A 24,675-nucleotide genomic window follows, 5' to 3' on the forward strand; every position below is an offset into this window, starting at 1 on the left:
TTCTTTTTGTAAAATTAGATAGCTAGCATTGCGAGCACTACTTGTCACGCACTCATGATCAGTGGAGATCATTTGAGAACGGCATAATTCTCTGCGCCTCTCGTGATTGTCGGCCGTTATTCCAAGTAAACTCCCACGGTGCAGTTTCACATTGAATTCTCGTGCCATTACGAGGCGTACTGACCGCGATTGCCACTCGGCAGATCGCATCGGGCGGAACGTTGGCGTAGGTCCGTTGTTGCTCAATAATCCTCAAGACACCTGTATTCGGCCCTTCTAATTGTTGCGGGCAAACGTAATATTTTTTGGCTGAGTTGAAAATCAGCGGAGGCTTCATTCGCGTACAAAAGGTTAGGGAAGCATTCATTTCCAGACTCCATATCTGTGAAATATGTCCATGAATGATGCGGCACAAACTAAATAATTTGCACTACCGATCTCACGGTCACAGGAGTGAAAAAGGAAACTTCCCAGTGATGGATACTAAAAATCCTACAGAAATTTCTACTTGATAAGGTGCAAGACATTTTCAATCAAGCTTTCATAGTCCGTTGATCGCCCCTCGGACAGCGCTCCATGGCATAAGCATTTGAACGTTACACAGAATGAATTTGCCAAACGGATGGACGTCTCTCAGTCAACATTTTCCCAGCAAAAGCCCTCTCAAAGCATAGGAAGGACACTCGCAGCAAATTGCCGCGGTGTTAGGTACTACCGCTAATCAACTCGAGCTTTAGGCTGCGAAAAGGATCGAAATGAAAACCTGCGGCATAAAAATCGAGGGCAGCGAAGCAATCATCTCCGTGGCCGCCGTCGACGGTCAGGCATTGAATCATGTTGCACTCGCCATCAAGAAAATTACCCTGGACGCCAACGTCAAGGTGTTCGCCGCTCAGGTTGCGTCCCTTTTTTCGAAAGAACTCGATAGATCGGATCGCGATCAAGAAGCGCAGCGAGAAGGGTGGATTTGCCGCTGAGCCGACCGCGGTAAATATCGAAGGTGTTTTGCCAGTTGCTGGAGAATTGCGAATTGACGCTGCTGTCTCCGCAGACCATTAATGCGCAGGTCGAGAATCACCAGTTTGAGGAGCCGGAGACGCTGAACAAATATCAGCATGAGGCTAAAAAAGCCGCTTGTTCGGCCCTGGTGAAAAAGCTAGTGACACGCCGGTGTCAACTGTGTACGGGCATGCTCGCGTTTGTCGACAACGATGACGCGGGAAACCAAACACCCCGCGTTATCGTTGGCCTCCATCGCGAGCAAGTTCGCTCCTACACAGGGTTGGTGTTTTATTCGGTGACGCCTACCACATTCTCCGGCGCAGCCTGGGCTTCAGTCACCGGTGCGTTCAGCAGCAGGAAGTACGCCAGGGCCGAGCACAGGGCCACCACCGCGCTGATCATGAACGCGGTGTTGAACGATCCCGAATACTCGATGCTGAAACCGGTGACGATCGGGGCGACGGAGCCGGCGATGTAGCCGCCGAAGTTCTGGATCGAGCCGAACGAGGCCACGCGTCGGCTGTCGACGATGGTGTTGACGATCATCCAGGCGGTGGCACTGGCCATGTTGATGCTGAACAGCGCCAGGCACAGCAGGATGATGCAGCCGGTCAGCCCGGTGACGAACGACAGCGGCAGCGTGAACAGTGCCGCCAGCACCAGGCCCGTGATCACGCCGAACTTACGGCTGGCCAGGATGCCCATGCCGCGGCGTACCAGCATGTCGCAGAAACGCCCGGCGACGATGGTGCCGACCGCGCCGAAACCATAGGCCAGCGACACCAGCCATGCGGTCTTGTACAGGTTCATGCCGTGTTCGCGTTCGAAGTAGCCCGGCAGCCAGGTCAGGTGCAGCCAGAGCATGTAGATCACGCCCATGAAGCCCAGGACCGCACCCCAGGTGCTGCGATGCTTGAACAGGTCGAGCCAGCCGGCGAAGTAGGAGACTTTCGGGGCATCGGGCTGGGCCACTTGCGCCTTACGCTCGTTCGGCAGCGGCTTGCCTTCGGCCGCCAGCTCCGCCAGGTACTGCGCCTTGCTTTTGTAGAAGGTCAGCCAGCACACCGCAAGAACGATCCCGATCAAGCCGGTGATGATGAACATCCCGCGCCAGCCGAAGTTGACCATGAACAGGGTCAGCAACGGTGGGGCCAGGCATGGGCCCAGGCAGGTCGAGGACCAGACGATGCCGGTAGGAGTGCCGCGCTCGTTGGCATCGAACCATTCCGACAGGGCCTTGGCCGCCGAGGGAAACATCGGTGCCTCGCCAATCCCCAGCATCACCCGCAGGCCCATGAAGCCGGCGAAGCTGTTGACCATGCCGAATGCCAACTGGGCGACCGACCAGGCCAGCAGCGAGGCGCCCAGGGCGATCTTGCTGCCCAGACGGTCGATGATCAGGCCCATAGGCAACTGCGCAAAGGCATAGGCGATGGAGAACGCCGACAGCAGGATGCCCATCTGCGAGGGGCTGATCATCATGTCTTTCTGGATCGAAGTGTTGGCGATCGACAGCGCGCTACGGTCGAGGTAGTTGACGATGCCGATCAACAGCAGGAACACGACGGTGATGCTCTGGTACTTCTTCAGTGGTTTCATCTGATGGCCTTTATTATTTTTATTGACGTGGATTCTGCCGGCGCTCAGCCGGCGTCTCATTCATCCCTGCTGCCGCATCTTCCTCATGGCTGGCGCGCCGTCACCGCCGCATCCAGCAAACCACGCCGTCCCAGGCTGTCGATCAGCGAGCGCAAACCGAATGCCCACTGCGGTGCCTGATCGCTGGTGGTCACGCGATTGCACAGGGCGCCCAGTTGCGCATTGCTGATGGTGACCAGATCGCCCGGCTTGTGGGTGAAGCCGCTGCCCGGCTGATCGCGGTCCTGCTTGGGGGCGAACAGAGTACCGAGAAACAGCACCAGGCCGTCGGGATATTGATGGTTTTCATTGAGCGTCTGCTGGACCAGATCCAGCGGATCGCGGCTGATCTGCGACATGGAACTGCGGCCTTGCAACACGAAACCGTCCTGGCCTTCGACGCGCAGATCTACCTGGGCATTGCGCACGTCGTCCAGGCTGAAGGTCTCGTCGAACAGGCGCATAAAAGGTCCCACGGACGTCGAGGCGTTGTTGTCCTTGGCCTTGGACAGCAGCAAGGCGCTGCGCCCTTCGAAGTCGCGCAGGTTGACGTCATTGCCGAGCATCGCGCCGTGGACCGTGCCGTTGCTCGACACCGCCAGCACCACTTCAGGTTCCGGGTTGTTCCAGCTCGATTTGGGATGAATGCCGATGTCCGCGCCGTGACCGACCGCCGACAGCGGCTGGGCCTTGGTGAAGATTTCGGCGTCCGGGCCGATGCCCACTTCCAGATACTGCGACCACAGGCCCTGCTCCACCAGCACTTTGCGCAGGGCTTCGGCCTGGGCCGAACCCGGGACGATCCGCGACAGGTCGGCACCGATGCGGCTGGCCAGGGTGTCGCGAATCGCGTCGGCCTTGGCCGGGTCGCCCTTGGCCTGCTCTTCCACCACACGCTCCAGCAGGCTGGTGGCGAAGGTCACGCCAGCGGCCTTGACCGCCTGCAGGTCGATGGGTGCGAGCAGCCACGGCAGGCGGTCATCGCGCCGGTTCGGGTCACTGTTTTCCAGCAGCTGGGGCAATTCGATCAAGGCGTCGGCCAGGGGCAGCGAGCGCAGATAGGCCACCGGGTCCGTCACTTCGAGCAGCGCCGAAACGGTGGCCACATGGGCGCTGATGTCGTGCACGGCGCCAGCCTTGACCAGCACCACGGCCGGGCCCTGGTCGGGAAGCCATACACGGCCGACCCAGGTGCCGGTGTGGAAAACGGCGAGGTCGTTGCTTTGGGGCAAAGGTGATCGGTTAGTCATGTGGCCTCTCTTATTGTCTGTTCGCATGACCTGTAGGAGCGAGTTCACTCGCGATGGTCGCCAACGATAACGCTGGCAGCCTGACACCCCGCGGCGTCCGATCCACCATCGCGAGCGTGCTCGCTCCTACAGATGTTTCGCATGACCTGTAGGAGCGAGTTCACTCGCGATGTTCGCCAACGATAACGCTGGCAGCCTGACACCCCGCGGTGTCCGATCCACCATCGCGAGCGTGCTCGCTCCTACAGATGTTTCTCATGACCTGTAGGAGCGAGTTCACTCGCGATGGTCGCCAACGATGACGCTGGCAGCCTGACACCCCGCGGTGTCCGATCCACCATCGCGAGCAAGCTCGCTCCTACAGATGTTTCTCATGACCTGTAGGAGCGAGTTCACTCGCGATGGTCGCCAACGATGACGCTGGCAGCCTGACACCCCCCGGTGTGCGATCCACCATCGCGAGCGTGCTCGCTCCTACAGGGATCGGGTTCAGGGCAGTTCGGGCAGTTGCAGTTGGCGGGCAGTCTGGTTGAGGTCTTCGCGCAGCTTCGGCGCCAGGCTCAGACCTTCTTCCAGAGCTTGCGCGCGCAGTTTCAGACCAGCCTGACTCGGCAGGCGCACAGGGCGTTGCGGGTCGATCGGGCGGCTGGCCAGGATCAGTTTGCTGAGGAACGAACTCTCGTCGGTGAAGGCCTCAAGCCCGCCGAAGAATCGCGGGTCGATCACCACCGCCGTGGCCGAAGCGCCCCACTGATCCGGGCCGTCCTTGCGCCCGTGCCCGGCCAGTCCCGAGGTCAGCGCCTCCACCAGAATCGCCAGGGCAAATCCCTTGTGCCCGAAGGCCTCGCCGCCCAAAGGCAGGATGCTGCCCGACGGCGTGCTGAAGAAATCGTTCGGGTCGTTGCTCACCCGCCCTTCGTTGCTCATCACCACCGGATGCGGCAACGCGGTACCCGCGTCACGGCACTGACCGACCATGGCCAGGGTCACGGTGGACATGCTCACGTCCAGCAGAATCGGCTCGCCCTGGGTGGGGATGCCGGCAGCAATCGGGTTGGGCGTATAGATCGGGTCGATCCCGCCGTGGGCGCTGACGATGCCTACCGACGGATCGGAGGAATACACCATCGCCACCAGGCCACGATCGGTGAACGGCTTGAGGTACGCCGCCAGGCAGCCGATGTGCGAGGCGCGACGGACCACGGCGATGCCGATGCCCTGCTCGCTCGCGCCTTTCGCCGCGCTGTCCAGGGCCCGGCTGACACAGTACGGCCCGAGCACATAGTGACCGTCGAACAGGCTCGAAATGCCGCTGTCCGAGACCTGTTCGAGCAATTGCGCGCGAGCCTTCACCTGCCCGCTCTGCATGCCGCCGATGTAGCGGCTGACCAGATTCAAACCGTGGGTGCGATGGCCCAGCAGCTCGCCTTCGAGCAGCACGCGGGTCACCACCCGGGCCACCTCGGCATCGGCTCCACTTTTTTCGAACAGTTGCTCGACGAACGCTGTCAGCGTCTGTACGTCGTAGCGATTGGCTTGGGTCATGCTTGTGACTCCGTTATCAATTCTGGATTCAGCGTGTGTTTTGCGAGTGGAAGATTCACTCAGGTGACGGCACCGATCTGCCAGGGCACGAACTCGTTCTGCCCGTAACCGTGCTGCTCGCTCTTGCTCCGCTCGCCCGACGCGATGCGCAGCATCTGTTCGAAGATGTACGCGCCGCGCTCCTCGATGCTGGTGGAACCGTCGGCGATGCCGCCGCAGTTCACGTCCATGTCTTCTTCCTGGTGTTCGAACACCCGGTTGTTGGTCGCCAGCTTGATCGACGGAGCCGGCGCGCAGCCGTAGGCCGAGCCGCGACCGGTGGTGAAGGCGATCAGGTTGGCGCCACCGGCCACCTGGCCTGTGGCCGAGACCGGGTCGTAGCCCGGGGTGTCCATGAACACCAGGCCCTTGGCCTGAACCGCTTGCGCGTATTCGTACACATCCACCAGGTTGCTGGAGCCGGCCTTGGCCACGGCGCCCAGGGATTTCTCGAGGATGGTGGTCAGGCCACCGGCCTTGTTGCCGGCCGAGGGGTTGTTGTTCAGTTCGGCGTTCATGCGTCGGCAGTAGTCTTCCCACCAGTGAATGCGAGCGATGAGTTTTTCTCCCACTTCGCGGCTCACTGCGCGGCGCGTCAGCAGGTGCTCGGCGCCGTAGATTTCCGGGGTCTCGGAGAGGATCGCGGTGCCGCCCGCCGCCACCAGGCGATCGACGGCGTTGCCCAATGCCGGGTTGGCAGTGATTCCCGAATAGCCATCCGAGCCGCCGCATTGCAGGCCGACCACCAGATGCCGGGCGCTGACTGGCTCGCGCCGTACTTGGTTAGCCTTGGGCAGCAAGGCCTTGACCTGTTCGATGCCGCTGGCGATGGTTTTCGAGGTGCCGCCCAGGCCCTGGATGGTGAAGGCGCGCAACTGGTCGCCGGGCTGCATGCCCTGGCTTTCCATCAAGCTCTCGATCTGGTTGGTTTCGCAGCCCAGGCCGATGATCAGCACGGCGGCGAAATTGGGGTGCGCGGCGTAGCCGGCCAGGGTGCGGCGCAGCAGGCCCAGGGCTTCGCCGCTGGGGTCGACGGCACAACCGGCGCCGTGGGTCAGGGCCACCACGCCATCGATGTTCGGGTAATCGGCCAGCGCTTGCGGGTGAATGTCACGACGAAAATGATCGGCCACGGCCCGGGCCACGGTGGCCGAGCAATTCACCGAGGTCAGGATGCCGACGTAATTGCGGGTGGCGACGCGGCCATCGGCGCGCACGATGCCCTGGAACACGGCATCGGTTGCAGGCGACTCATGAACATCGACGCCGAACGCGTAGTCCCGGGCAAAGTCGCCCATCTCCACGTTGTGCACATGCACATGGTCGCCGGCCTCGATGGACTGCGAGGCGAAACCGATGATTTGCCCATAACGGCGCAGCGGCTGGCCCTGCTCCACGCGCTGGGTCGCGACCTTGTGACCGGAGGGAATCGGCTGGCGCACGGTGATCGCCTCGGCCTCGAGGCTAAGGCCTTCAGGCAGGGCCTGGCGTGCAATCAGTACGTTGTCCTGGGGGTTGAGGCGGATCACGGCGGCGTCGCCGGTCCGGGTTTTGGCAATCAGTTGCATGGGACCTCTCAGGGCAGTACCGCCGCTTTCTTGTTATGGCGCCGCCCGTTCGGTGTCGGGCGAATCTGCGATAACTGTAAGGAGCCGGAACCGACATTCCCAATGAGATGATCCGATCGAACGATAACCAAGAGTTATCAAATCGACATATTGCGAGGTGTTATCCGATCGTTTGCGGATCCTCTTCGCGCCGTTGGCGGGCGGAATCGAGCAGGATTTCGACGAACTCCCGGGCCGATCCGGTCGGGGGGTCTTCCTTGCGGGTGATGACGCCGTATTCCAGCGGCGCCAGGTGCAGCGGGCTCTGTAGTTCCTTCAACTGACCGCTGGCCAGTTGCGCCGCGACCATAGACCGGGGCAACAAGGCAATCATCGGGCCCGACTGCAGCAGTTGCAGGAACATCTGCATCGAGGTGGTATCGACGCTGTCCGCCGGCGAGGCAATGCCGGCGGCGCGGAATGCCGCTTCCGTGCGATTGCGGATCGGCGTCCCCACCGGGTACAGCACCCACGGCCACTGCCCCAGCGCATCGAGCGGCGTACAGTCCTCTCCGTTGAGTGGGTGCCGACTGTTGACCACAAGGCTGAACGGCTCGGGCTCCAGGGGCTGGAAATCGAAGACCTGGCTGTAGCGCTCCTCGGTGAAGCGGCCGATGATCAGGTCGAGTTTGTTCTGCTCGAGCAACTCCAGCAGCTTGTCGCTGGACTGCTCCATCACTTCGATCGACAGCAACGGGCTGCGCGCCTTGATCGCCGCGATGGCCTGGGGCAGCACCACCGAGGTCGCGGCGAAGATCCCGCCGACCTTGAGAAAACCGTGGCCGCCCTTGCGCAGGCGGTTCACCTGATCGACGAAGGTGTGCGAGTCGGCCAGCGCGGCCTGGGCGTACTTCACCACATGCTCGCCCAGCTCCGTCGGCGGCATGCTGCGCGGCAGACGCTGGAACAGGGCAAAGCCGAACTGCTCTTCCAGATCGCGCAACATCTTGCTCAACGCTGGCTGGCTGAGGTTCATATGCGCCGCGGTGGCGTGCATGTTGCGCGTGCGCGCCAGGGTGTCGATCAGCACCAGGTGCTTGAAACGCACCCAGTTGCAAAAGCTGGAATGGGTGATGTCCGATGGCATCGGGTCAAACCTCTTGAAAGGTGATACGCAACCCCCTGTAGGAGCGAGCTTGCTCGCGATGGACGTCATCGATAACGCGGGCATCCTGACACCCTGCGGTGTTCCGTCTTCCATCGCGAGCAAGCTCGCTCCTACAGAGGTCGGTCATTGTTCGCGCAAATACTGCAACAGCGTGTCCAGCGCCACGGATCTTGGCCGGGAACGCAAGGTCAGCAAACCGATGTTGACCATGGAGATCGGCAATTCCACCGGCAGGATAGCGACCATCCCGTAGTGCGCATAATGCTCGGCCACGTCATTGGGCACCACGGCGATCATGTCCGACGCCTCGAGCATCGCCGTGGTCGCCAGGATCGAAGCGGTTTCGACGACGTCCAGCGACTGCACCATTCCGCCGGCCTGCAGGGCACTTTCCACCCGGCGGCGCATGGGGCTGCCGATGGGATGGAGGATCCAGGTCGAGCTGACCAGATCCGCCAACTGCAATGACGAACTCGCGGCCAACGGATGGCCGGCCCGGGCAATCACGCGCATCTGCTCGCCGTTGTCGAATAGTTCGATGTCCAGGTCATGGCTGTCGCTCTGGTCCGGCAGGCGTCCCAGCACCACATCGAAATCGCCTCGCAGCAAGGCTGGCAGCAAGGTATCGCTGGTTCCGACCTCAATGGAAATCCGCACCTTGGGGTGATCGCGCTTGTAAGCCAACACCGCCTTGGTCAGCAGCCGCGGCACCGGCCCCATCACACTGCCGACCCGCACCAGCCCCGTGGCCCCACGCGCCAGTTCGGCGATTTGCGCCTGGGCGTGCTCGAACTCATGCAGCGCGCCCTGGGCATAGCGAATCATCACCTCGCCATACAGCGTCGGCTGCATGCCCCGGGGCAGGCGCTCGAACAGGCGCACGCCCAGACGTTCTTCCAGTTGCTGCAGCAGCAGACTGGCGGCAGGTTGCGTGGTGTGCATCGCGGCGGCAGCCCGGCGCAGGTTGCCGTACTCGCCCAAAGCATTGAGCAAGGTGATCTGTCGACTGGAGATCTTCAGGGCGCCGGGCGTGCGCGAGGCAAGTTCTGGATCGGGAGACATATCGAATCCGGTATCACTGCTTAAAGAATCGCGATTATGCACATATCACTCGGGAACCTACAGTCGGAGCTCAATCGATCAACAAGAACAAGAGCCCGCCATGAGTATTCGAATCACCCACCTGAGCGTTCGCGACATTCGCTTCCCCACTTCGCTGTCGCTGGACGGCTCCGATGCGATGAACAGCGCGCCGGACTATTCCGCCTCCTATGTCGTGCTGCACACCGACGCCCCCGCTCTCGAAGGCCACGGCCTGACCTTCACCATCGGCCGTGGCAACGAGATCTGCGTGGCGGCCATCCAGTCCCTGGCGCCGATGGTCGTAGGCCTGACCCTGGAGGAGATCGTCGCCGACATGGGCGCCTTCTGGCACAAGATCACCGTGGGCGACAGCCAACTGCGCTGGCTGGGCCCGGAAAAAGGCGTGATCCACCTTGCCACCGCGGCCATCGTCAACGCCGTGTGGGACCTGTGGGCGAAGCACGAAGGCAAGCCGGTGTGGAAGCTGCTGGCGGACATGACGCCCGAACAGTTGGTGCGCTGCCTGGACTTCAGCTACGTCACCGATGTGCTCACCCCCGAAGAAGCCATCGCCCTGCTGCGTCGCCAGGCACCGGGCAAGGCACGGCGCGAGGGGCAGATGCTGGAGGAAGGTTATCCCGGCTACACCACCGCGCCGGGATGGCTGGGCTACAGCGAAGAGAAAATGCGAAAGCTGGCCCGCGAAGCGGTGGCGGATGGCTGGACCCACATCAAGCAGAAAATCGGCGCGGACCTGGAAGAAGACATTCGCCGCGCAACTATTTTGCGGGAAGAAATTGGCTGGGAACGCAGCCTGATGATGGACGCCAACCAGGTCTGGGGCGTCGATGAATCAGTCGCCAACATGCGCCGCCTGGCCGCGTTCGAACCACTGTGGATCGAAGAACCGACCAGCCCCGACGACATCCTCGGCCACGCCAGCATCCGCCAGCGCATCGCACCGATCGGCGTCGCCACCGGCGAGCATTGCCACAACCGTGTGATGTTCAAGCAGATGTTCCAGGCCGGCGCGCTGGACTTCTGCCAGCTGGATGCGGCGCGTCTGGGCGGCCTGAACGAGGTGTTGATCGTGCTGCTGATGGCGGCCAAATTCGACGTGCCGGTCTGCCCCCATGGCGGCGGTGTCGGGCTCTGCGAATACGTGCAGAACATCGCCCTGTTCGACTACATCGCCGTCTCCGCCTCGCTGCACAACCGCGTCCTGGAATACGTCGACCACCTGCACGAACACTTCCTCGACCCCGTCGTCATCCGCCGCGGCCGCTACATGCCCCCACAGCGCCCGGGCTACAGCATCGAAATGACTGCCGAAACCCTGGAACGCTACCAGTACCCCAATGGCCCCGTCTGGCTAGACATCGCCCGCGGCTGATCCATACACCTGCACAGCATCTCAACCTGTGGGAGCGGGCTTGCTCGCGAAGGGGGCGTGTCAGTCGACAGATTCGTGGCTGACACACCGCTTTCGCGAGCAAGCCCGCTCCCACAGGATTTTCGGCGAACACAAAACCCTGGGGTAGCCCTGTCCCTTGTGGGAGCGTGGCTTGCCCGCGAAGACGGCAGCCGAGTCAACATCATCATCGAATGTACCCGCAACACCCCACACATACGCTACCCTCCTCAAATCTCGCCATTCCCAAGACCAAGGCCTACCCATCCATGATCATCTCTTCTGCATCGGATTACCGCGAAGCGGCGCGTCGCAAACTTCCAAGGTTTCTGTTCGACTACATCGACGGCGGCGCTTATGCAGAACACACCCTGAGAGCCAACAGCTCCGACCTCAGCAGCGTCAGCCTGCGCCAGCGGATCCTCAAGAACGTCGAAAGCCTGAGCCTGGAAACCACCCTCTTCGGCCAGCGCCAGGCGATGCCCATTACCCTGGCGCCGGTCGGCCTGACCGGCATGTTCGCTCGCCGGGGTGAGGTGCAGGCGGTCAAGGCGGCGCAGAACAAGGGCATCCCGCTGTGCCTTTCGACCGTCTCGGTGTGTTCGATCGAGGAAGTGGTGGCCAGCACCCAACAGCCGATCTGGTTTCAACTCTACGTATTGAAAGACCGCGGCTTCATGCGCAACGCCCTGGAACGCGCCAAGGCCGCCGGGGTGCGGAACCTCGTATTCACCGTCGACATGCCCACCCCCGGCGCCCGCTACCGCGATGCCCACTCCGGCATGTCCGGCCCGTTCGCTTCGACGCGCCGAATCCTCCAGGCCATGACCCGCCCCGACTGGTCCTACAACGTCGGCCTGTTGGGCCGTCCCCACGACCTGGGCAACATATCCCGCTACCTGGGCAAGGCCGTGACGCTGGAGGACTACATGGGCTGGCTGGCGAACAACTTCGACCCGTCGATCAGCTGGAGCGACCTGGAATGGATTCGTGATTTCTGGCAAGGCCCGATGATCATCAAAGGCATCCTCGACCCCCAGGACGCCCGCGACGCCGTCAGCTTCGGCGCCGATGGCATCGTCGTCTCCAACCACGGCGGCCGCCAGCTCGACGGCGTCCTCTCCACCGCCCACGCCCTGCCGCCGATCATGCAGGCGATCGGCAACGATTTGAGCGTACTGGTGGACTCGGGCATCCGCTCCGGTCTGGACGTGGTGCGCATGCTGGCGATGGGCGCCAAAGGCGTCCTGCTCGGCCGCTCCATGGCCTACGCCTTGGCCGCCGATGGGCAACGCGGAGTGGAGAACATGCTGGATATCTTCGCCAAGGAAATGCGCGTGGCCATGACGTTGACCGGGGTGACCTCGATTGATCAGATCGACGAATCCATCCTCGTACGCTCCATCGGCTGACCCCTCCCCCGTAGGAACGAGCTTGCTCGCGATGGAGGTCGAGACAACGCTGGGCACCTGATCCCCCGCGTCATCGTTGACGACCATCGCGAGCAAGCTCGCTCCTGCAGAGTTGGCGGTCTTAGTCGAAATGCACCCGCATCCCCGACATCGCCAGAATAATGATGATCGCCACCAGCGCCGCCATCACCATCCCCGCCGCCAACACCCGACCCGCCGTGCGCTCGCTGGCGTTGTGCGCCAGCATCACGCCGCGCAGTCCGCAGAACGCGTGGGAGATCACGTAGAACACCGCCAGGAAGTAATACGGCAGAAGACGGATACTCCACGGGTCTTTCAACATGCCGGTGGGCGCGCCGACGGCGAATCCCCAATCCGTGTCGATCTGAAAGTGCACACGGGCCAGGTAGAGCACGGCATTGATGTGGCTGGTGATCGCGAAAACGAGGAACACACCGCCGGCGATCTGGAACGTGCGAATGGCATCGGCCTGCCGATCAGTCAGGCGCCAGGCCATGAAGGCGCCGCTGCCGATCAGGAACACGAATGTCAGGGTGAGCAGCGGCTCGATGACCGCGGAGCGATAAACCACCCGGAACACCTTCATCACTGCGGTGTGAGCCTCTGGGCCGATCAGGCCGAAGAAGTGATTGCTGAAATGGAAGCCCAGGTAAACCACCACCGCTGCTGCGGCGACACCGTGCCAGAACCTGACTCTGTTCTTGCCCTGCACCAAAGGTTTGGGTTGCCGCGGTGTTTTGTCCGTGATGGCGATCAGGCCGATGAGGGAAGTCCAGACCACTGTCAGGAAACCGATGTCCCAGGTCGGCTTGCCCAGCAGCAGGAAGATCACGCCGGTAAACACAAAGATCGGCGCCACCGCGCCCGACACCAACGCCACTCGACGCGCCAGCACCTCGGCTGCGCTAGGCATCGGGTTGCGCCCCAGGAAGATCGCGCAAGACAGCCCGATCAGCGGCATGAAAATGGCGAGCATCAGCACAAGCCCCGCCATCAGCCATGCGGCAACACCCGCACCCTGGGTGATCTTGACGCTGTAGGTGTTGAAGCAAATCAGCAGAAAGGGATAGATCAACGCAATGATCGGCCCGAGGAACCATTGCATCTGCGGCTTGACTGCCGAAGCCTCCGAAACCGATTGCATCTGATATGTGCGCATAGAAAGTACCCAGTAGCGTGAAAACCATAAGGAGGTGATCATCTTTGTCCGGGACTGGACTAAAGTATTGATCCAGTTTCCGACAATCTGATTGAGCCACTTCAGGCGCTATACATGAACGACAACGTTTCCAGCCAGGTCACCTGGTCCCTCGCCCTCGATGCTCGCCAGGAGGGTGAAACCCTGCAGAACTGGCTCTACCGAGCGCTCCGCCAGGACATCCTGGGCGGGCGCCTGCCGCGCAATCATTTGCTGCCCGGCACACGCCATCTGGCCGCGCAATACGGATTGGCCAGAGGAACGGTTCAGGCGGCGTACAACCAACTGCTGTCCGAGGGTTATCTGGAAACCGCAAAGGGCAGCGGGACACGGGTCAGCCTCACCCTTCCCCACGATCACCGTGCCCAGGCTCGCCGAGCGCCAGAGTCCACCGAGTCAACCGATGCAGCGCCCCTTCTGCCCACTTCCCGCTGGGCCCGTGAGCTGGTCGAACAGTCCCCCGCTTTTCTACTGGATTCACAATCCCAGTCGAAACCCTTCGTTCCGCACTGCTGCGATGTCGCCAGCTTCCCGATCGATATCTGGCGCCGACTGCACGCCAGGCACCTGGCCGCCGTCCAGCCGACGATTCTGTCCAGGCGCACCGCGCAGGGTTCACCGGCATTGCGTCAGGCCATCGCGGATCACCTGGCAATCGCCAGGGGCGTGGCGGTGAGCGCGGAAAACATCGTGCTGGTCAGCAGCGTGCAGCAGGCCCTGGATATTTGCCTGCGCCTGATCATCGAGCCCGGTGATGCGGTGTGGATGGAAGATCCGGGTTACACCGGTGCCAGGCAGATCCTGCTCGGCGCCCGTGCGAACGTCGTTGACGTACCTGTAGACGAGTTGGGGATTGTCGTCGACGAAGGCATCAGGAAAGCGCCGCACGCGCGCCTTGCCTACGTGACGCCCTGTCGACAGGCGCCCATGGGGGTGGCCCTGTCCCCCGACCGTCGCCTGACGCTTTTGCAATGGGCACGGGACAATGGCGCCTACGTGTTCGAGGACGATTACGACAGTGAGTACCGGTTCATCGCCAAACCGATCCCCGCGCTCAAGAGCATGCCCCAGGCCGACCACCATGTAATCCTCGCCGGTACCTTCAGCAAATTGCTGTTTCCCGCCATCGGCCTGGCCTACCTGGCGCTCCCGCCACAGCTGGTCGAACCCTTCACTCGAGCGATGTCCCTGACCGCGCGCAATGCCAACAGCCTGGCCCAGGCGGTATTGGCAGACTTCATGACCGAGGGCCATTTCGATCGTCACATCCGCAAGATGCGCAAGCTCTATGCCGCCCGTGCCAAAGCGTTCGAAAGCTTGTCCAGGCAGCTATGGGCCGACTTCATCGAGTTCACGCCCATCCATGCCGGGCTCGACGTGGCGGGACGGCTGAAGGGCTTTTCGGAGCCCGACGCATTGGCATTGCTGCAAAACTGCGGTATCGGCGCCTTTCCCCTGAGCCGGTACACTCAAAGCGTCGTAATGCCGCCGGGCCTGGTGATGGGTTTCGCCGCGCACACCGAACCACAGATAGAGCAGAAGATGATTCTGGTCGCACAAGCCCTGCTTGATTCATCCGCCCCCCACAGGAATTGACCCATGCGCATCGCCCTGCTGTCCGACATGCACCTGTCCGTCAACGCGATCCCCTTTCCAGAGGTGGAGGCCGACATCGTCGTGCTCGCCGGCGACATCGCACGGCCGGCCAGGGCCATCGAATGGGCCAGCACCTGCCCGCTGCCGATCCTGTATGTGGCGGGCAATCACGAGTTCTACGGCAGCGATCTGGCGTCGACTTATGAGCAGCTGCGCAACCTGTCCCGGGGCACGCGGATCACGGTGCTGGAACGCTCGGAGCATGTGCACGGCGGCGTGCGGTTTCTCGGTTGTACGCTGTGGTCTGACTATCGGCTGTTCGATGAAGGCCCGCAGCGGGATCTGGGGGTCGACATGGCCACGGACCTGATTCGCGACTTCAGCCATATCAGGATCGCACCGGACTTTCCCGAACTGTTCACACCGGCCCTTTCCCAGTTGATTCACCTGCAGACTGCCGCCTGGCTGGACGACTGCTTCCGGCGCGACAGCACCACACCAACAGTGGTGATCTCCCACTTCGCCCCGACCCGATCGAGCATCGCGCCGATGTTCGCCGAGTCACCGATCAACTCGAGTTTCGTGTCGGACCTCGAAGAGAAAATCAGGCAATGGCGGCCGGTGCTGTGGCTGCATGGCCATACCCACGGCAGCTTCGATTACCGGGTGGGCGATACCCGCGTGGTATGCAATCCACGGGGCTATGCCCGCAATGGCGTGAACGAAAACCCCGAATTCAATAGCGCGCTGGTCCTCGAAATCTGACCCCGCCCCTGTAGGAGCGAGCACGCTCGCGATGGTCGTCAACGATAACGCGGGAAACCTGATGCCCCGCGTCGTCCTGGCGTTCATCGCGAGCAAGCTTGCTCCTACAGGGTTGAGCGGTTGTTACGCAAAATCGAGAAATTCAACGCCGCCGCCAGCGACAGCCACACCACATACGGAAACAGGATCAGCCCGGTGACGACATCCAGCCGCATCGCCATCACCACCATCGCCACGGCCACCAGCCACAACAACGCCAGGATCACCATACTGGCCAACACTTGGCGCGCACCGAAGAACACTGGCGTCCACAGCGTATTGAGGGCAATTTGCGCCGCCCACAACGCCAGCACCATCTGACTGCCCGGTATCAGGGTCAGGCGATAGCCAGCCCAGGCAAGCAGCAGGTAAAGCGTCGTCCAGGCCACCGGGAACACCCAGTTGGGCGGTGTGAAACCGGGCTTGTTGAGCGATGCGTACCACTCACCCGGTTTGAAAAAGAAACCGCTGCTCGCGGCAGCCGCACAGGCTAGAAGAAAAATGAAAAAGGTCATCATCGGTCCTTGGCTGAGGCCATCATGTTGGCGGTCTCAACCTTAGAGGCCCTGTGGTGCGAAAAAATCCCTGCATTTTCTGTGTGAGCGAGCCTGCTCGCGATGGTTGCCGGGGCACCGCGGGACATCAGGTGCCCAGCGTTATCGTTGACGACCATCGCGAGCATGCTCGCTCAGGTACAAGGGCAGTTACACGGTGAACTGCGACACCACCTTGCTCAAGCCAATCGCCAGCTTCGACAGCTCATTGCTGGCCACCGAAGTCTGGTCAGCGGCGCTGGTGCTCTGGATGGACAGGTCCTTGATGCTCATCAGGTTCTGATCCACCGAGCGTGCGACGTGGGCCTGTTGTTCGGAGGCGGTGGCGATCAGCAGGTTGCGTTCGTTGATTTCCGCCACGGCCCTGGAGATTTCGCGAATCGCCTCCCCGGCTTCGCGGGCAATTTCAAGGGTTCGAACGGCTTCTGCGCTGCTTTGCTGCATCGACTGCACCGACTTGTCGGAGCCGGACATGATGCCGCTCATCATCTGTTCGATTTCCTGGGTCGACTCCTGGGTGCGGTGAGCCAGGGCCCGAACTTCATCGGCCACCACGGCAAAACCACGGCCCTGCTCGCCCGCGCGGGCCGCTTCGATGGCGGCGTTCAAGGCCAGCAGGTTGGTCTGCTCGGCAATCGCGCGAATCACGTCGAGCACCTTGCGAATGCCTTGGGTCTGCATCGCCAGTTGCTCCAGATCGCTGCTGGTCTGGCCAACCGAGCCTGCCAGGTTTTCAATCGAAGAAATGGTGCGGGTGACGCGATCCAGGCCGGTCTGCGCGGCGGTGCCGGACTGTTGAGTGGACTTGGAGGCCGACACCGCGTTACGGGCGACATCTTCAACGGCCACGGTCATCTCGTTGACCGCCGTCGCAGCCTGCTCGGTTTCCTGGTTCTGGCGCTGAATGCCCGATTTCGATTCATCGGTGATCGCGCTCATTTCTTCGGCCGCCGAAGCCAGCAAAGCCGAAGACTCGGAAATGTGATTGATGGTGCCTTTGAGGTTTTTAAGCATTGCCGCAGCGGACTGTTGCAGGTCTGTTAGCTCGTCGGCGCCGGAGACCTCCACACTGCTGCGCAAATCGCCGTCTGCGATCTTCTGGTTGATCTGCAGCAGGGACTGCATCGGCAGGACGATACTGCGGGTGAAGAAAATGGCGATGGAAACCGTGAGCACCAGGCCCACGACAATGATGACAATCACCCAGGTAACGCCGCTATCAAAAGCAGCACGAGCCTGAGTGCCCGACGTTGCCGCACCAACGGTATTGACCGCGGCCAGTTCATCGATGCTGATCATCAATGCATCGGCTGCCGGCGCCGTTACCGTACGCACATAGTCGAAGGACTGAGCTTGGGTTTGTTGATCCGCCTCGGACAGCAACGTCTGGACTTTTTCGTGGTAGACCTTGATCAGTTCCCTGACCTTGTCATATTTGACACGCTCGCCGTCAGAAGAAACATTGGGCTCATAGTTGCGGGCCACTTCATCGAGTTTGTTATCCAGATCGACTACTTTGGACCGGGCTTCGGCGCCGCCGGTCGTCCCTTGCATGACGTAATACAGCAGCGAAAGACGAAGGTTATAAGCGCTCGACTTGATCTTGGCGGAGCCCTGGATGCTCGGCAGCCAATCGACTTCCAGGCGTTTGGCCTGAGCGCCGATGTTCGACATTTGCCAGACGGACAACCCGCCATACACATCAACAACAGGCTGATCACTCCAAAGCAAAGAGTTGCTCGTGCGCTTAGCCTAATGCGTCTGATCATCATTTTTTTCAGTTCCAGTTCAATGCGGGGGTTGGGGGTTTCCGGAGCCGACGGTCAAGCCACGGGGAGTTACCAGCGCATATACCCTAGTGAGCCGAATCAGGGAGGAACATCAGGCGATCCCGAAAATCGGGAGACGGGAAAGGATTTGCAGCGGGGATCAGGCAGGCAGGAACAGCCTCGAACAACGTAACGTCAGGTGATCAGAAAACTTTAAAACCGAACCGAATAATGCCTAGAGCTTTTCGGCATGCTTGGCCACGTAGGTCGCGTAATCGTAGAACACCCAGAAGTCCTGCTCGGTCACGGTGGGCGAACCCTCGAGGTTTTCCAGGCAGCGTTTGAGGGCGTGCTCGATCAGGCCATTGCGCATTACCACCCGCGTCACTTCCTCGCCCTCCTGAGCACGAATGACATCCTCCAGTTGATGAACGGCCGCGATCTTCTCGCGCAATATCCTGCGAGCCAGGTCGTCACGCTCGATGATCTTGTCCCAAAGGTGATCCACCAGTTTTGCCGGCATCTGCGACCTCCGAACCCGACAGGCATCGGGTTGCGCTGGCACATGGCTGAAGGAGACAACGTCAATAATCAGCGTAGACGAGGCGGATCGATTGCTGGGGCTTTGCGGGGGCCATTCGACAGACTGCATCGGTGCCGTGCCCGTCTGAATTGAGTTTTCTTGAGAAGTACCAGGGGGACAGTCTGGCGGCTCGGCAATAAACCTTGTGGGAGCGAGCCTGCTCGCGATGGAGGTGAGAACACCGCGGGGTGTCAGGCAGTCTGCATAATCGTTGACGACCATCGCGAGCAGGCTCGCTCCCACAGGGTCATGGGTCGGGCTCTGAAAACCCGTAGGAGCGAGGCTTGCCCGCGAAGGCGATCAGAAATCGAAGAACACCGTCTCCGCTTCACCCTGGATATGAATATCGAACCGGTACGCCAGTTTCCCGTCAACCGTGCAGCGCTTGGCAATCAGGGTTTCGCGGCGGGCTGGTTGTTCGATCAGGTTCAATACCGGGTCCACCGCGTTGGCCTGTGGTTCGTCATCGAAATACAGGCGGGTGTGCAGGTGGATGTTGATGCCACGGGCAAACAGCGCGACGTTGACGTGGGAAGCCATCGGCACGCCGGCGGCATTTTTCACGACGCCGGGTTTGATGGTGTTGATCGTCCACTCACCAACGTCCGTGGTGGCGGTACGGCCAAAACTGTTGAACGGTTTGTCCAGGTCGTAATTGGTGTCGTAGACGCCGTCGTGGTTGGCTTGCCAGAGTTCCAGAAACGCGTCACGGACCAGATGGCCATTGCCGTCGTAAACGTGGCCCAGCAACAGAATGTGCTCGCCCGGCGCGCCAGGCTTGGCCATCTCGTTCCAGATTTCCTGCTCCCGTGGCGGGTTGCCGGCGGCTTCCAGCGCCAGGCCGATGTGCACGTAGGGGCCGGCGGTTTGCGATGGGGTTTCAGGCAGAAGTTGAACGGGCATGCGCAGGCCTCCTCAGCAGTTTTCGAAGTGGGTCTTGCGCTGGCCGCGCAGGACGATGTCAAAACGATAAGCCAGGCAATCCATCGGATTGGCCATGCTCATATCGAGCTTTGCAATCAGGCTCTGCACCGCTTCCGGATCGGCGATCGATTTGACGATCGGGCACATCGGGATGAGCGGATCACCTTCGAAATACAGCTGGGTAATCAGGCGCGTGGCAATGGACGGGCCACTGATCGAGACATGGATATGCGCCGGGCGCCAGTCGTTCGGGCCGTTGCGCCATGGGTACGGACCGGGTTTGACGGTGCGGAAGCTGTAGTTGCCGTCGCGGTCGGTCAGCGCACGGCCGACACCGCCGAAGTTCGGGTCCAGCGGCGCCAGGTAGCTGTCCTTCTTGTGGCGATAACGACCGCCGGCATTGGCCTGCCACATTTCCACCTGGGTGTGGGGAATCGGTTTGCCGTACTGGTCGCAGACGCGACCGGCAACGATGATGCGCTCGCCAACAGGCAGGCCGCCATTGTTGAAGTTCAACAGCAGATCGTTGTCGTAACGGCCCATCTTCAGATGGGAAAAGTCCGGGCCGGTGCTTTCGGACACCGATTGCGGAATGCTCACCAGCGCCTGGCGCGGGGAACGCAGGATCGAAGTCTTGTAGTCAGGGGTCAGGGCTTTGGGATGCCAATTACGGTCACGAATGGCGAAGCGGCTGTCGGGCGCATCAGACATGTCGATTGTCCTGTTTTTATGGTGGTTCGGAGGCAGGCACTGCACGGGCAGCGACTCGTGGCCTCAGTGTCCCCCCGCGCGCCCTCGTGCGAAAGTGAAAAAACCGACCCTATCCATAACCATATGGTTATGGATACTGCCCTTCGCGGTACTCTCGCCCGACCTCGCGCAGGGCCTCCACACACCATTGCGCCGCGGCGGAAACCGGCGACGCAGGATTGCTGCACACCCCCACCGACCCGCCCGGCTCACGCATGCCGAGATCCAGTTCCTGCAACTCACCCTGTCGCAAGTCCTGCCTTACCGCGTCATAAGGCGCGACCCAGATGGCCTGACTGCATTGCACGTAACGCCGACTCAGGGCCACCGACAGGGTTTCCAGGCGTTGCCGCGACGGCGTGATACCGTGCTGCACGAACAGGCTGTCGGCGAACTTGCGGATCGTGGTCCCGGCCGACGGCAGAATCAGCGGGTATTTTTCGAGGTTCTTGCGCCCCAGTGGATCGCTGAGCGCCGGATGTCCCGCGCGCACCACCAGGGTCATGGATTCGCTGTAGAGATGTTCGAACGTCAGCCCGGAAATCAACGGGCTGTCGGTCATCCGCCCCACCACCAGGTCCAGCTCGCCGACTCGCAGTTGCGAGAGCAGATAGGCACTGGGGCCGGTCATGATGCTGACGACCAACGAAGGGTGGCGTTCGTGCAGGCGGCGAACGACTTCGGGCACCAGCAGGCTTTCGACGGTGGACAGCACGCCGACCTGGACGGTCACCGGCTCATGCTGGCCGGAGCGCAAACTGTTCACCCCTTCGCGCAACGATTGCACGCTCGGCCCCGCATACCCCAGAAAGGCCGCGCCCGCCTCGGTCAGCGTTGCGCCCTTTTTGCCCCGCTCGAACAGGGTCGCCTCCAGCAGGGTCTCCAGTTCCTTCAAGGTCTTGGACAGCGCCGGCTGGCTGATCGCCAACTTGTCCGCCGCCCGCGCCAGACTGCCCTGACGCGCCACCTCAAGAAAACACACCAGATGACGGAATTTGATTCGGGTATCGATGTTCAATCGGGTCGCTCTGCCTTTGGATGACATCCATGAGTATTGGATGAGAAGCGTTGGGGGTCGACAAAGCATGACCGATTATTCCTGCGAATGCCCGTTCGCTGGCGATTCACGCCTGCAGGTTTCGTGACTGGTCACATTATTTGCAGCCACTTCTAATCACTGTGGGAGCGGGCTTGCCCGCGATGAGGCCGTCACATTAAACATTGATGGTGCCTGACAGTCCGCTATCGCGGGCAAGCCCGCTCCCACAGGTTATCTGGTTGGTCGCAATATTTGCGACCAACCAAAATCACCACATGTCGCGACCTTTTCAGGACGACGTCAGGTAGTCGGTGTAACCCTGCGCACCACCGCCATAGAAGGTATTGCGATCCGGCTCCGCCAGCGGTTTATCCCGCCGCAACCGTTCCACCAGATCCGGATTGCTGATGAACGGACGCCCAAACGCCACCATGTCGGCATGACCCGAAGCGACGGCGTCCAGGGCCATTTGGCGGTCGTAGCTGTTGTTGGCGATGTAGCGACCACCGTAGGTTTCATGCAGCGCCTTGAAGTCGAAGCCGCTGGCCTCGTTTTCGCCCTGGGTCTGGCCCTCCACGCAGTGAAGGTAAGCCAGCCCCAGTTTTCCAAGCTGCTGGACAAAATAGCCATAGGTCGTCTGCGGATTGCTGTCCAGCGGCGTGTCGCCGACCGCACGGGTGATGGGCGACAGCCTCACGCCAACCCGGTCCGCGCCCCAGATCTGCGCGACGGCCTGCACCACTTCCAGGGGGAAGCGAATGCGGTTTTCCACCGAGCCGCCGTACTGATCGGTGCGCTGATTGGTGCTGTCGCGAATGAACTGCTCGAGCAGATAACAGTTGGCCGCATGCACCTCGACGCCATCGAATCCGGCATCCTTGGCGCAGCGCGCGGCGTTCTTGTAATCCTCAAGAATCAGCGGAATCTCCTCGGTGCGCAGCGCGCGAGGCATCGACGGCGTGTCCAGGGTCTGCGATTCGAGAAACACCACTTCCCCCGCCTGAATGGCCGAAGGGGCTACTGGAGCAGCGCCGTTTTCCTGCAGGCTCACATGGGACATCCGCCCCACATGCCACAGCTGACAGACGATCTTGCCACCCGCCTCATGCACCGCATCGGTGACGCGCCGCCAGGCCGCCACATGCTCGGGCGTATAGATGCTCGGAGTGAAGGCATAACCACGGCCCTGTCGGGAGATGTTGGTGGCTTCCGAGATGATCAGACCGGCACTCGCCCGCTGTCGGTAATACTCAATCGCCAGCGGCGTGTGCACGCCGTCCATCGTCGCCCGGGAGCGTGTCAGCGGCGCCATGGCGACCCGGTTGGCCACCTGGATGGCGCCGATCGAGAGCGGTGAGAAGAGATCGGAACTTTGATTTTCAGACATGATTTCTGCCTCCTGATTGTCGGGATTTCAGATTGCACAGCGCTCCCGCTTTTGCGAGCGAGCCATCCTTTTTCAGCGGGTAACACGCAGCCTGGCCTTTTCCGAATCCGGCGTCTTGTGCCACGGATAGCCCTTCGCACTGAGCTCAAAGGCGTAGTCGAACAGGCGCTTCATGTACTCGCCATCGAATTTCTGCAGGTGCGTAACGTCGAAATCCGCGCCGATGTACGCCAGGTTGAAGTCCGCGCCATCCTGCTGCGCCATTCGGTAGATTCGCTCCAGGTCGCTGATGCCCTGCGTCTGGATCAGTGCGCTGATGGCGCGACCGCCGATGCTCAAGGTCCGGCGTTTGGTGCCGGACCATTGCGGCTCCAGCGTGCCGTTGCGGATCACATAGAAATTGCGTTCGAGTCGCACTGGTGCTCCGGGGTCTGCGTTCAGCCCCACCAGGGTGCCCGGTGGGTAGAGAAAAACCTGGGTGATCACCCCGCCGTCCACGTGCATTTCATGAAACTGTTTACCATCGACTTCGACATCGATCATCACCGGTGAGACGGCGCCGGGGATGCTCATCGAGGCGATCATGATGTTGCGAAACAGCTCCAGCGCGCCCGGTGCCTGGCTTTCGGCGATGGCGCCCATGTTCCAGGTGACGGGTCGACCGGAATCGAGGTCCGTGGTACCGATCAGCAGGATTCGGCCCTTGGCGTATTCGGCAGCGATCTGCGCCAGAATCTCTTCAGTGACGTATTTAGCGATGAGCCGCGACAGAGGTTTACTGTCTGCGATGCCGTCGCTGGCAAGTCGGGTCAGCAGGCTTCTGGAATGGAAGATGTCCTTGGGACCGATGGCGTTGGTGACGTAGCGAATCACGCCATCGTATTGAGGCCCCAGGAAAGCGAATGGGGCTACCAGAGCGCCGGCACTGATACCAGTGACGACCTTGAACATGGGGCGGGTGCCGTGGGTGGTCCACCCGGCGATGAGCCCGGCTGCGAATGCGCCTGCATCGCCGCCGCCCGAAACGGCCAGCATGTTGGCCAGCGGCAGAACGTCGATCGGCATGCCGGCTTCGGCGAGTACGTCGGCTTCACGTTTGTTGGCCCGAACCGCGTCCTGAATGAAGGGTGTGACGTCGCGATCCAGTCTGAAGCGGGCATTGGGAATGCCCGGGATGATGGCCCTTTCCGTCAGGGCCGGCGGAACAGCGTCGCGGCGTGGCAGGCACGCCTGAAGAAACATGTCCAGAGTCGAGGCGCCAGGCCTGAGCGGGAATGGTTTCAAGACGCCTCCTCCGCCCCTGCAGTCGACAGCAAGCGCGCCGGTCTACCAGAAAAAGGCTCAGGATGACTGCGCGCCAGCCGGCGGCGGCATTTCACTCGAGCGCCAGGTTGCCCATTCTGCGCTCGTTTAGCGGATAAAAAAACTCAGGCGACTCGGCAAGCGCATCGCCCTAGCGACGGTAGTAGCGACGCTCTTCGTCGTAGCGATGGTGCTGGGCCCGGTCGTTATGGCGATCCCAGTAGCGGCGGCGTTCGTCTTCGCGGCGGGCCTGCTCCCGACGCCACTGGTCGCGTCGCCACTGGTCGCGTCGCCACTGCTCCCTGCGCCAGTCGTCCCGGCGCCAGTCGCGGCGGTTGTCATGCCAATGTCCGTCACGCCAGTAGCCGTCTTCACGGGCGAGCATTGGGCCCGGCGGTGTGTCGGCCGTGCTTGCCAGGGTTGGCCAGGGATTCTCGGCAGCGTTGGCGACCGTGATTTCACTCGCGGCGCTGGCTGCGGATCCTGGCGTTGAAGTCTTCATCTGTGTTGCCGATGCCGTGCCCACCGCCGCAAATGCGAACAGGCCGAGGAGCACCATCCGTGGGTCAAGGAATTTCATGATCAAAGACAACCTCTGATTGACTATGTGCCTATCCCCATAGACTGATAAGGAAGGAAAAGTTCGAGGTTTT

General features: G+C 61.4%; 20 protein-coding genes and 3 pseudogenes. 5 read left to right on the forward strand and 18 right to left on the reverse strand.

The genetic code is table 11. From position 1 onward, the window contains the following. Positions 1 to 58: 58 nt before the first annotated feature. Positions 59 to 367, reverse strand: a complete 309-nt coding sequence (locus K9857_RS01300; protein WP_224533106.1) for a hypothetical protein — start codon at positions 365 to 367, stop codon at positions 59 to 61. Between the two features lie 388 nt (positions 368 to 755). Between K9857_RS01300 and K9857_RS01305 the strand changes: the two are divergent. Continuing rightward, positions 756 to 1,156: pseudogene (locus tag K9857_RS01305) on the forward strand (DUF3010 family protein); the annotation flags it as partial. A 134-nt stretch (positions 1,157 to 1,290) separates the two neighbouring features. Here the strand turns inward: K9857_RS01305 and K9857_RS01310 are convergent. From K9857_RS01310 to K9857_RS01335, 6 genes are all read right to left on the reverse strand, one after another. After that, positions 1,291 to 2,601, reverse strand: coding sequence for an MFS transporter (locus tag K9857_RS01310; protein WP_224533107.1), 1,311 nt, complete (start codon positions 2,599 to 2,601; stop codon positions 1,291 to 1,293). Between the two features lie 83 nt (positions 2,602 to 2,684). Further along, on the reverse strand, positions 2,685 to 3,890 hold the full coding sequence (locus K9857_RS01315; RefSeq protein ID WP_224533108.1) for a fumarylacetoacetate hydrolase family protein: 1,206 nt from the start codon (positions 3,888 to 3,890) through the stop codon (positions 2,685 to 2,687). Between the two features lie 489 nt (positions 3,891 to 4,379). Then, complete coding sequence (locus K9857_RS01320; RefSeq protein ID WP_224533109.1) at positions 4,380 to 5,435, reverse strand: Ldh family oxidoreductase; 1,056 nt, start codon at positions 5,433 to 5,435, stop codon at positions 4,380 to 4,382. 59 nt (positions 5,436 to 5,494) lie between these two features. Beyond that, positions 5,495 to 7,042, reverse strand: a complete 1,548-nt coding sequence (locus K9857_RS01325) for a UxaA family hydrolase (protein WP_224533110.1) — start codon at positions 7,040 to 7,042, stop codon at positions 5,495 to 5,497. Between the two features lie 160 nt (positions 7,043 to 7,202). After that, positions 7,203 to 8,168, reverse strand: coding sequence for a LysR family transcriptional regulator (locus K9857_RS01330; RefSeq protein WP_224533111.1), 966 nt, complete (start codon positions 8,166 to 8,168; stop codon positions 7,203 to 7,205). A gap of 144 nt (positions 8,169 to 8,312) precedes the next feature. Then, on the reverse strand, positions 8,313 to 9,251 hold the full coding sequence (locus K9857_RS01335) for a LysR family transcriptional regulator (protein WP_224533112.1): 939 nt from the start codon (positions 9,249 to 9,251) through the stop codon (positions 8,313 to 8,315). Positions 9,252 to 9,351: 100 nt separating this feature from the next. Here K9857_RS01335 and K9857_RS01340 point away from each other — a divergent pair, with 100 nt between their 5' ends. Further along, a complete protein-coding gene (locus tag K9857_RS01340; RefSeq protein WP_224533113.1) occupies positions 9,352 to 10,665 on the forward strand; it encodes an L-fuconate dehydratase in 1,314 nt (437 codons plus the stop codon). A gap of 287 nt (positions 10,666 to 10,952) precedes the next feature. Continuing rightward, positions 10,953 to 12,095, forward strand: a complete 1,143-nt coding sequence (gene lldD, locus K9857_RS01345; protein WP_224533114.1) for an FMN-dependent L-lactate dehydrogenase LldD — start codon at positions 10,953 to 10,955, stop codon at positions 12,093 to 12,095. Between the two features lie 121 nt (positions 12,096 to 12,216). On the opposite strand, the gene K9857_RS01350 is transcribed toward lldD, so the two are convergent. Then, the gene (locus tag K9857_RS01350; RefSeq protein ID WP_224533115.1) at positions 12,217 to 13,275 is read right to left on the reverse strand and encodes a hypothetical protein; all 1,059 of its coding nucleotides are present in this window, start codon (positions 13,273 to 13,275) and stop codon (positions 12,217 to 12,219) included. Between the two features lie 114 nt (positions 13,276 to 13,389). Here K9857_RS01350 and K9857_RS01355 point away from each other — a divergent pair, with 114 nt between their 5' ends. Together K9857_RS01355 and K9857_RS01360 are read left to right on the forward strand one after the other, a co-directional pair. Then, positions 13,390 to 14,910, forward strand: a complete 1,521-nt coding sequence (locus K9857_RS01355; RefSeq protein ID WP_224533116.1) for a PLP-dependent aminotransferase family protein — start codon at positions 13,390 to 13,392, stop codon at positions 14,908 to 14,910. 3 nt (positions 14,911 to 14,913) lie between these two features. Next, entirely contained in the window at positions 14,914 to 15,675 is a 762-nt protein-coding gene (locus tag K9857_RS01360; protein WP_224533117.1) for a metallophosphoesterase, read from the forward strand. A 104-nt stretch (positions 15,676 to 15,779) separates the two neighbouring features. Here K9857_RS01360 and tspO read toward each other — a convergent pair whose 3' ends face one another. The 10 genes and pseudogenes from tspO to K9857_RS01405 all read right to left on the reverse strand — a co-directional run bounded on the left by tspO (position 15,780) and on the right by K9857_RS01405 (position 24,524). Next, positions 15,780 to 16,229, reverse strand: a complete 450-nt coding sequence (gene tspO, locus K9857_RS01365) for a tryptophan-rich sensory protein TspO (RefSeq protein WP_224533118.1) — start codon at positions 16,227 to 16,229, stop codon at positions 15,780 to 15,782. Positions 16,230 to 16,418: 189 nt separating this feature from the next. After that, positions 16,419 to 16,925: pseudogene (locus K9857_RS30445) on the reverse strand (methyl-accepting chemotaxis protein); the annotation flags it as partial. Between the two features lie 402 nt (positions 16,926 to 17,327). After that, a pseudogene (locus K9857_RS30450) lies at positions 17,328 to 17,942 on the reverse strand (MCP four helix bundle domain-containing protein); the annotation flags it as partial. Between the two features lie 330 nt (positions 17,943 to 18,272). Next, on the reverse strand, positions 18,273 to 18,560 hold the full coding sequence (locus K9857_RS01375) for a hypothetical protein (protein WP_224533185.1): 288 nt from the start codon (positions 18,558 to 18,560) through the stop codon (positions 18,273 to 18,275). A 360-nt stretch (positions 18,561 to 18,920) separates the two neighbouring features. Continuing rightward, entirely contained in the window at positions 18,921 to 19,523 is a 603-nt protein-coding gene (gene pcaG, locus K9857_RS01380) for a protocatechuate 3,4-dioxygenase subunit alpha (protein WP_224533119.1), read from the reverse strand. Between the two features lie 12 nt (positions 19,524 to 19,535). After that, positions 19,536 to 20,255 carry a protocatechuate 3,4-dioxygenase subunit beta gene (gene pcaH, locus K9857_RS01385; RefSeq protein ID WP_224533120.1) on the reverse strand — a complete coding sequence of 240 codons (720 nt, stop codon included), beginning with the start codon at positions 20,253 to 20,255 and terminating at the stop codon, positions 19,536 to 19,538. A gap of 127 nt (positions 20,256 to 20,382) precedes the next feature. Next, positions 20,383 to 21,312 carry a pca operon transcription factor PcaQ gene (pcaQ, locus tag K9857_RS01390; RefSeq protein WP_224533121.1) on the reverse strand — a complete coding sequence of 310 codons (930 nt, stop codon included), beginning with the start codon at positions 21,310 to 21,312 and terminating at the stop codon, positions 20,383 to 20,385. Between the two features lie 310 nt (positions 21,313 to 21,622). Next, positions 21,623 to 22,720, reverse strand: coding sequence for an alkene reductase (locus K9857_RS01395; RefSeq protein WP_224533122.1), 1,098 nt, complete (start codon positions 22,718 to 22,720; stop codon positions 21,623 to 21,625). Positions 22,721 to 22,792: 72 nt separating this feature from the next. Next, positions 22,793 to 24,004 carry a patatin-like phospholipase family protein gene (locus tag K9857_RS01400; RefSeq protein ID WP_224533123.1) on the reverse strand — a complete coding sequence of 404 codons (1,212 nt, stop codon included), beginning with the start codon at positions 24,002 to 24,004 and terminating at the stop codon, positions 22,793 to 22,795. Positions 24,005 to 24,173: 169 nt separating this feature from the next. Further along, on the reverse strand, positions 24,174 to 24,524 hold the full coding sequence (locus tag K9857_RS01405; RefSeq protein ID WP_318011739.1) for a hypothetical protein: 351 nt from the start codon (positions 24,522 to 24,524) through the stop codon (positions 24,174 to 24,176). Positions 24,525 to 24,675: the final 151 nt, after the last annotated feature.

Origin of the sequence: Pseudomonas sp. REP124 (assembly GCF_020164475.1) — a bacterium.
GTDB lineage: Bacteria > Pseudomonadota > Gammaproteobacteria > Pseudomonadales > Pseudomonadaceae > Aquipseudomonas.

Coding starts and splice junctions, on each gene's coding strand:
- K9857_RS01300 (WP_224533106.1), bottom strand. CDS start 367: ATGAATGCTTCCCTAACCTTTTGTACGCGAATGAAGCCTCCGCTGATT.
- K9857_RS01310 (WP_224533107.1), bottom strand. CDS start 2,601: ATGAAACCACTGAAGAAGTACCAGAGCATCACCGTCGTGTTCCTGCTG.
- K9857_RS01315 (WP_224533108.1), bottom strand. CDS start 3,890: ATGACTAACCGATCACCTTTGCCCCAAAGCAACGACCTCGCCGTTTTC.
- K9857_RS01320 (WP_224533109.1), bottom strand. CDS start 5,435: ATGACCCAAGCCAATCGCTACGACGTACAGACGCTGACAGCGTTCGTC.
- K9857_RS01325 (WP_224533110.1), bottom strand. CDS start 7,042: ATGCAACTGATTGCCAAAACCCGGACCGGCGACGCCGCCGTGATCCGC.
- K9857_RS01330 (WP_224533111.1), bottom strand. CDS start 8,168: ATGCCATCGGACATCACCCATTCCAGCTTTTGCAACTGGGTGCGTTTC.
- K9857_RS01335 (WP_224533112.1), bottom strand. CDS start 9,251: ATGTCTCCCGATCCAGAACTTGCCTCGCGCACGCCCGGCGCCCTGAAG.
- K9857_RS01340 (WP_224533113.1), top strand. CDS start 9,352: ATGAGTATTCGAATCACCCACCTGAGCGTTCGCGACATTCGCTTCCCC.
- lldD (WP_224533114.1), top strand. CDS start 10,953: ATGATCATCTCTTCTGCATCGGATTACCGCGAAGCGGCGCGTCGCAAA.
- K9857_RS01350 (WP_224533115.1), bottom strand. CDS start 13,275: ATGCGCACATATCAGATGCAATCGGTTTCGGAGGCTTCGGCAGTCAAG.
- K9857_RS01355 (WP_224533116.1), top strand. CDS start 13,390: ATGAACGACAACGTTTCCAGCCAGGTCACCTGGTCCCTCGCCCTCGAT.
- K9857_RS01360 (WP_224533117.1), top strand. CDS start 14,914: ATGCGCATCGCCCTGCTGTCCGACATGCACCTGTCCGTCAACGCGATC.
- tspO (WP_224533118.1), bottom strand. CDS start 16,229: ATGACCTTTTTCATTTTTCTTCTAGCCTGTGCGGCTGCCGCGAGCAGC.
- K9857_RS01375 (WP_224533185.1), bottom strand. CDS start 18,560: ATGCCGGCAAAACTGGTGGATCACCTTTGGGACAAGATCATCGAGCGT.
- pcaG (WP_224533119.1), bottom strand. CDS start 19,523: ATGCCCGTTCAACTTCTGCCTGAAACCCCATCGCAAACCGCCGGCCCC.
- pcaH (WP_224533120.1), bottom strand. CDS start 20,255: ATGTCTGATGCGCCCGACAGCCGCTTCGCCATTCGTGACCGTAATTGG.
- K9857_RS01395 (WP_224533122.1), bottom strand. CDS start 22,720: ATGTCTGAAAATCAAAGTTCCGATCTCTTCTCACCGCTCTCGATCGGC.
- K9857_RS01405 (WP_318011739.1), bottom strand. CDS start 24,524: ATGAAGACTTCAACGCCAGGATCCGCAGCCAGCGCCGCGAGTGAAATC.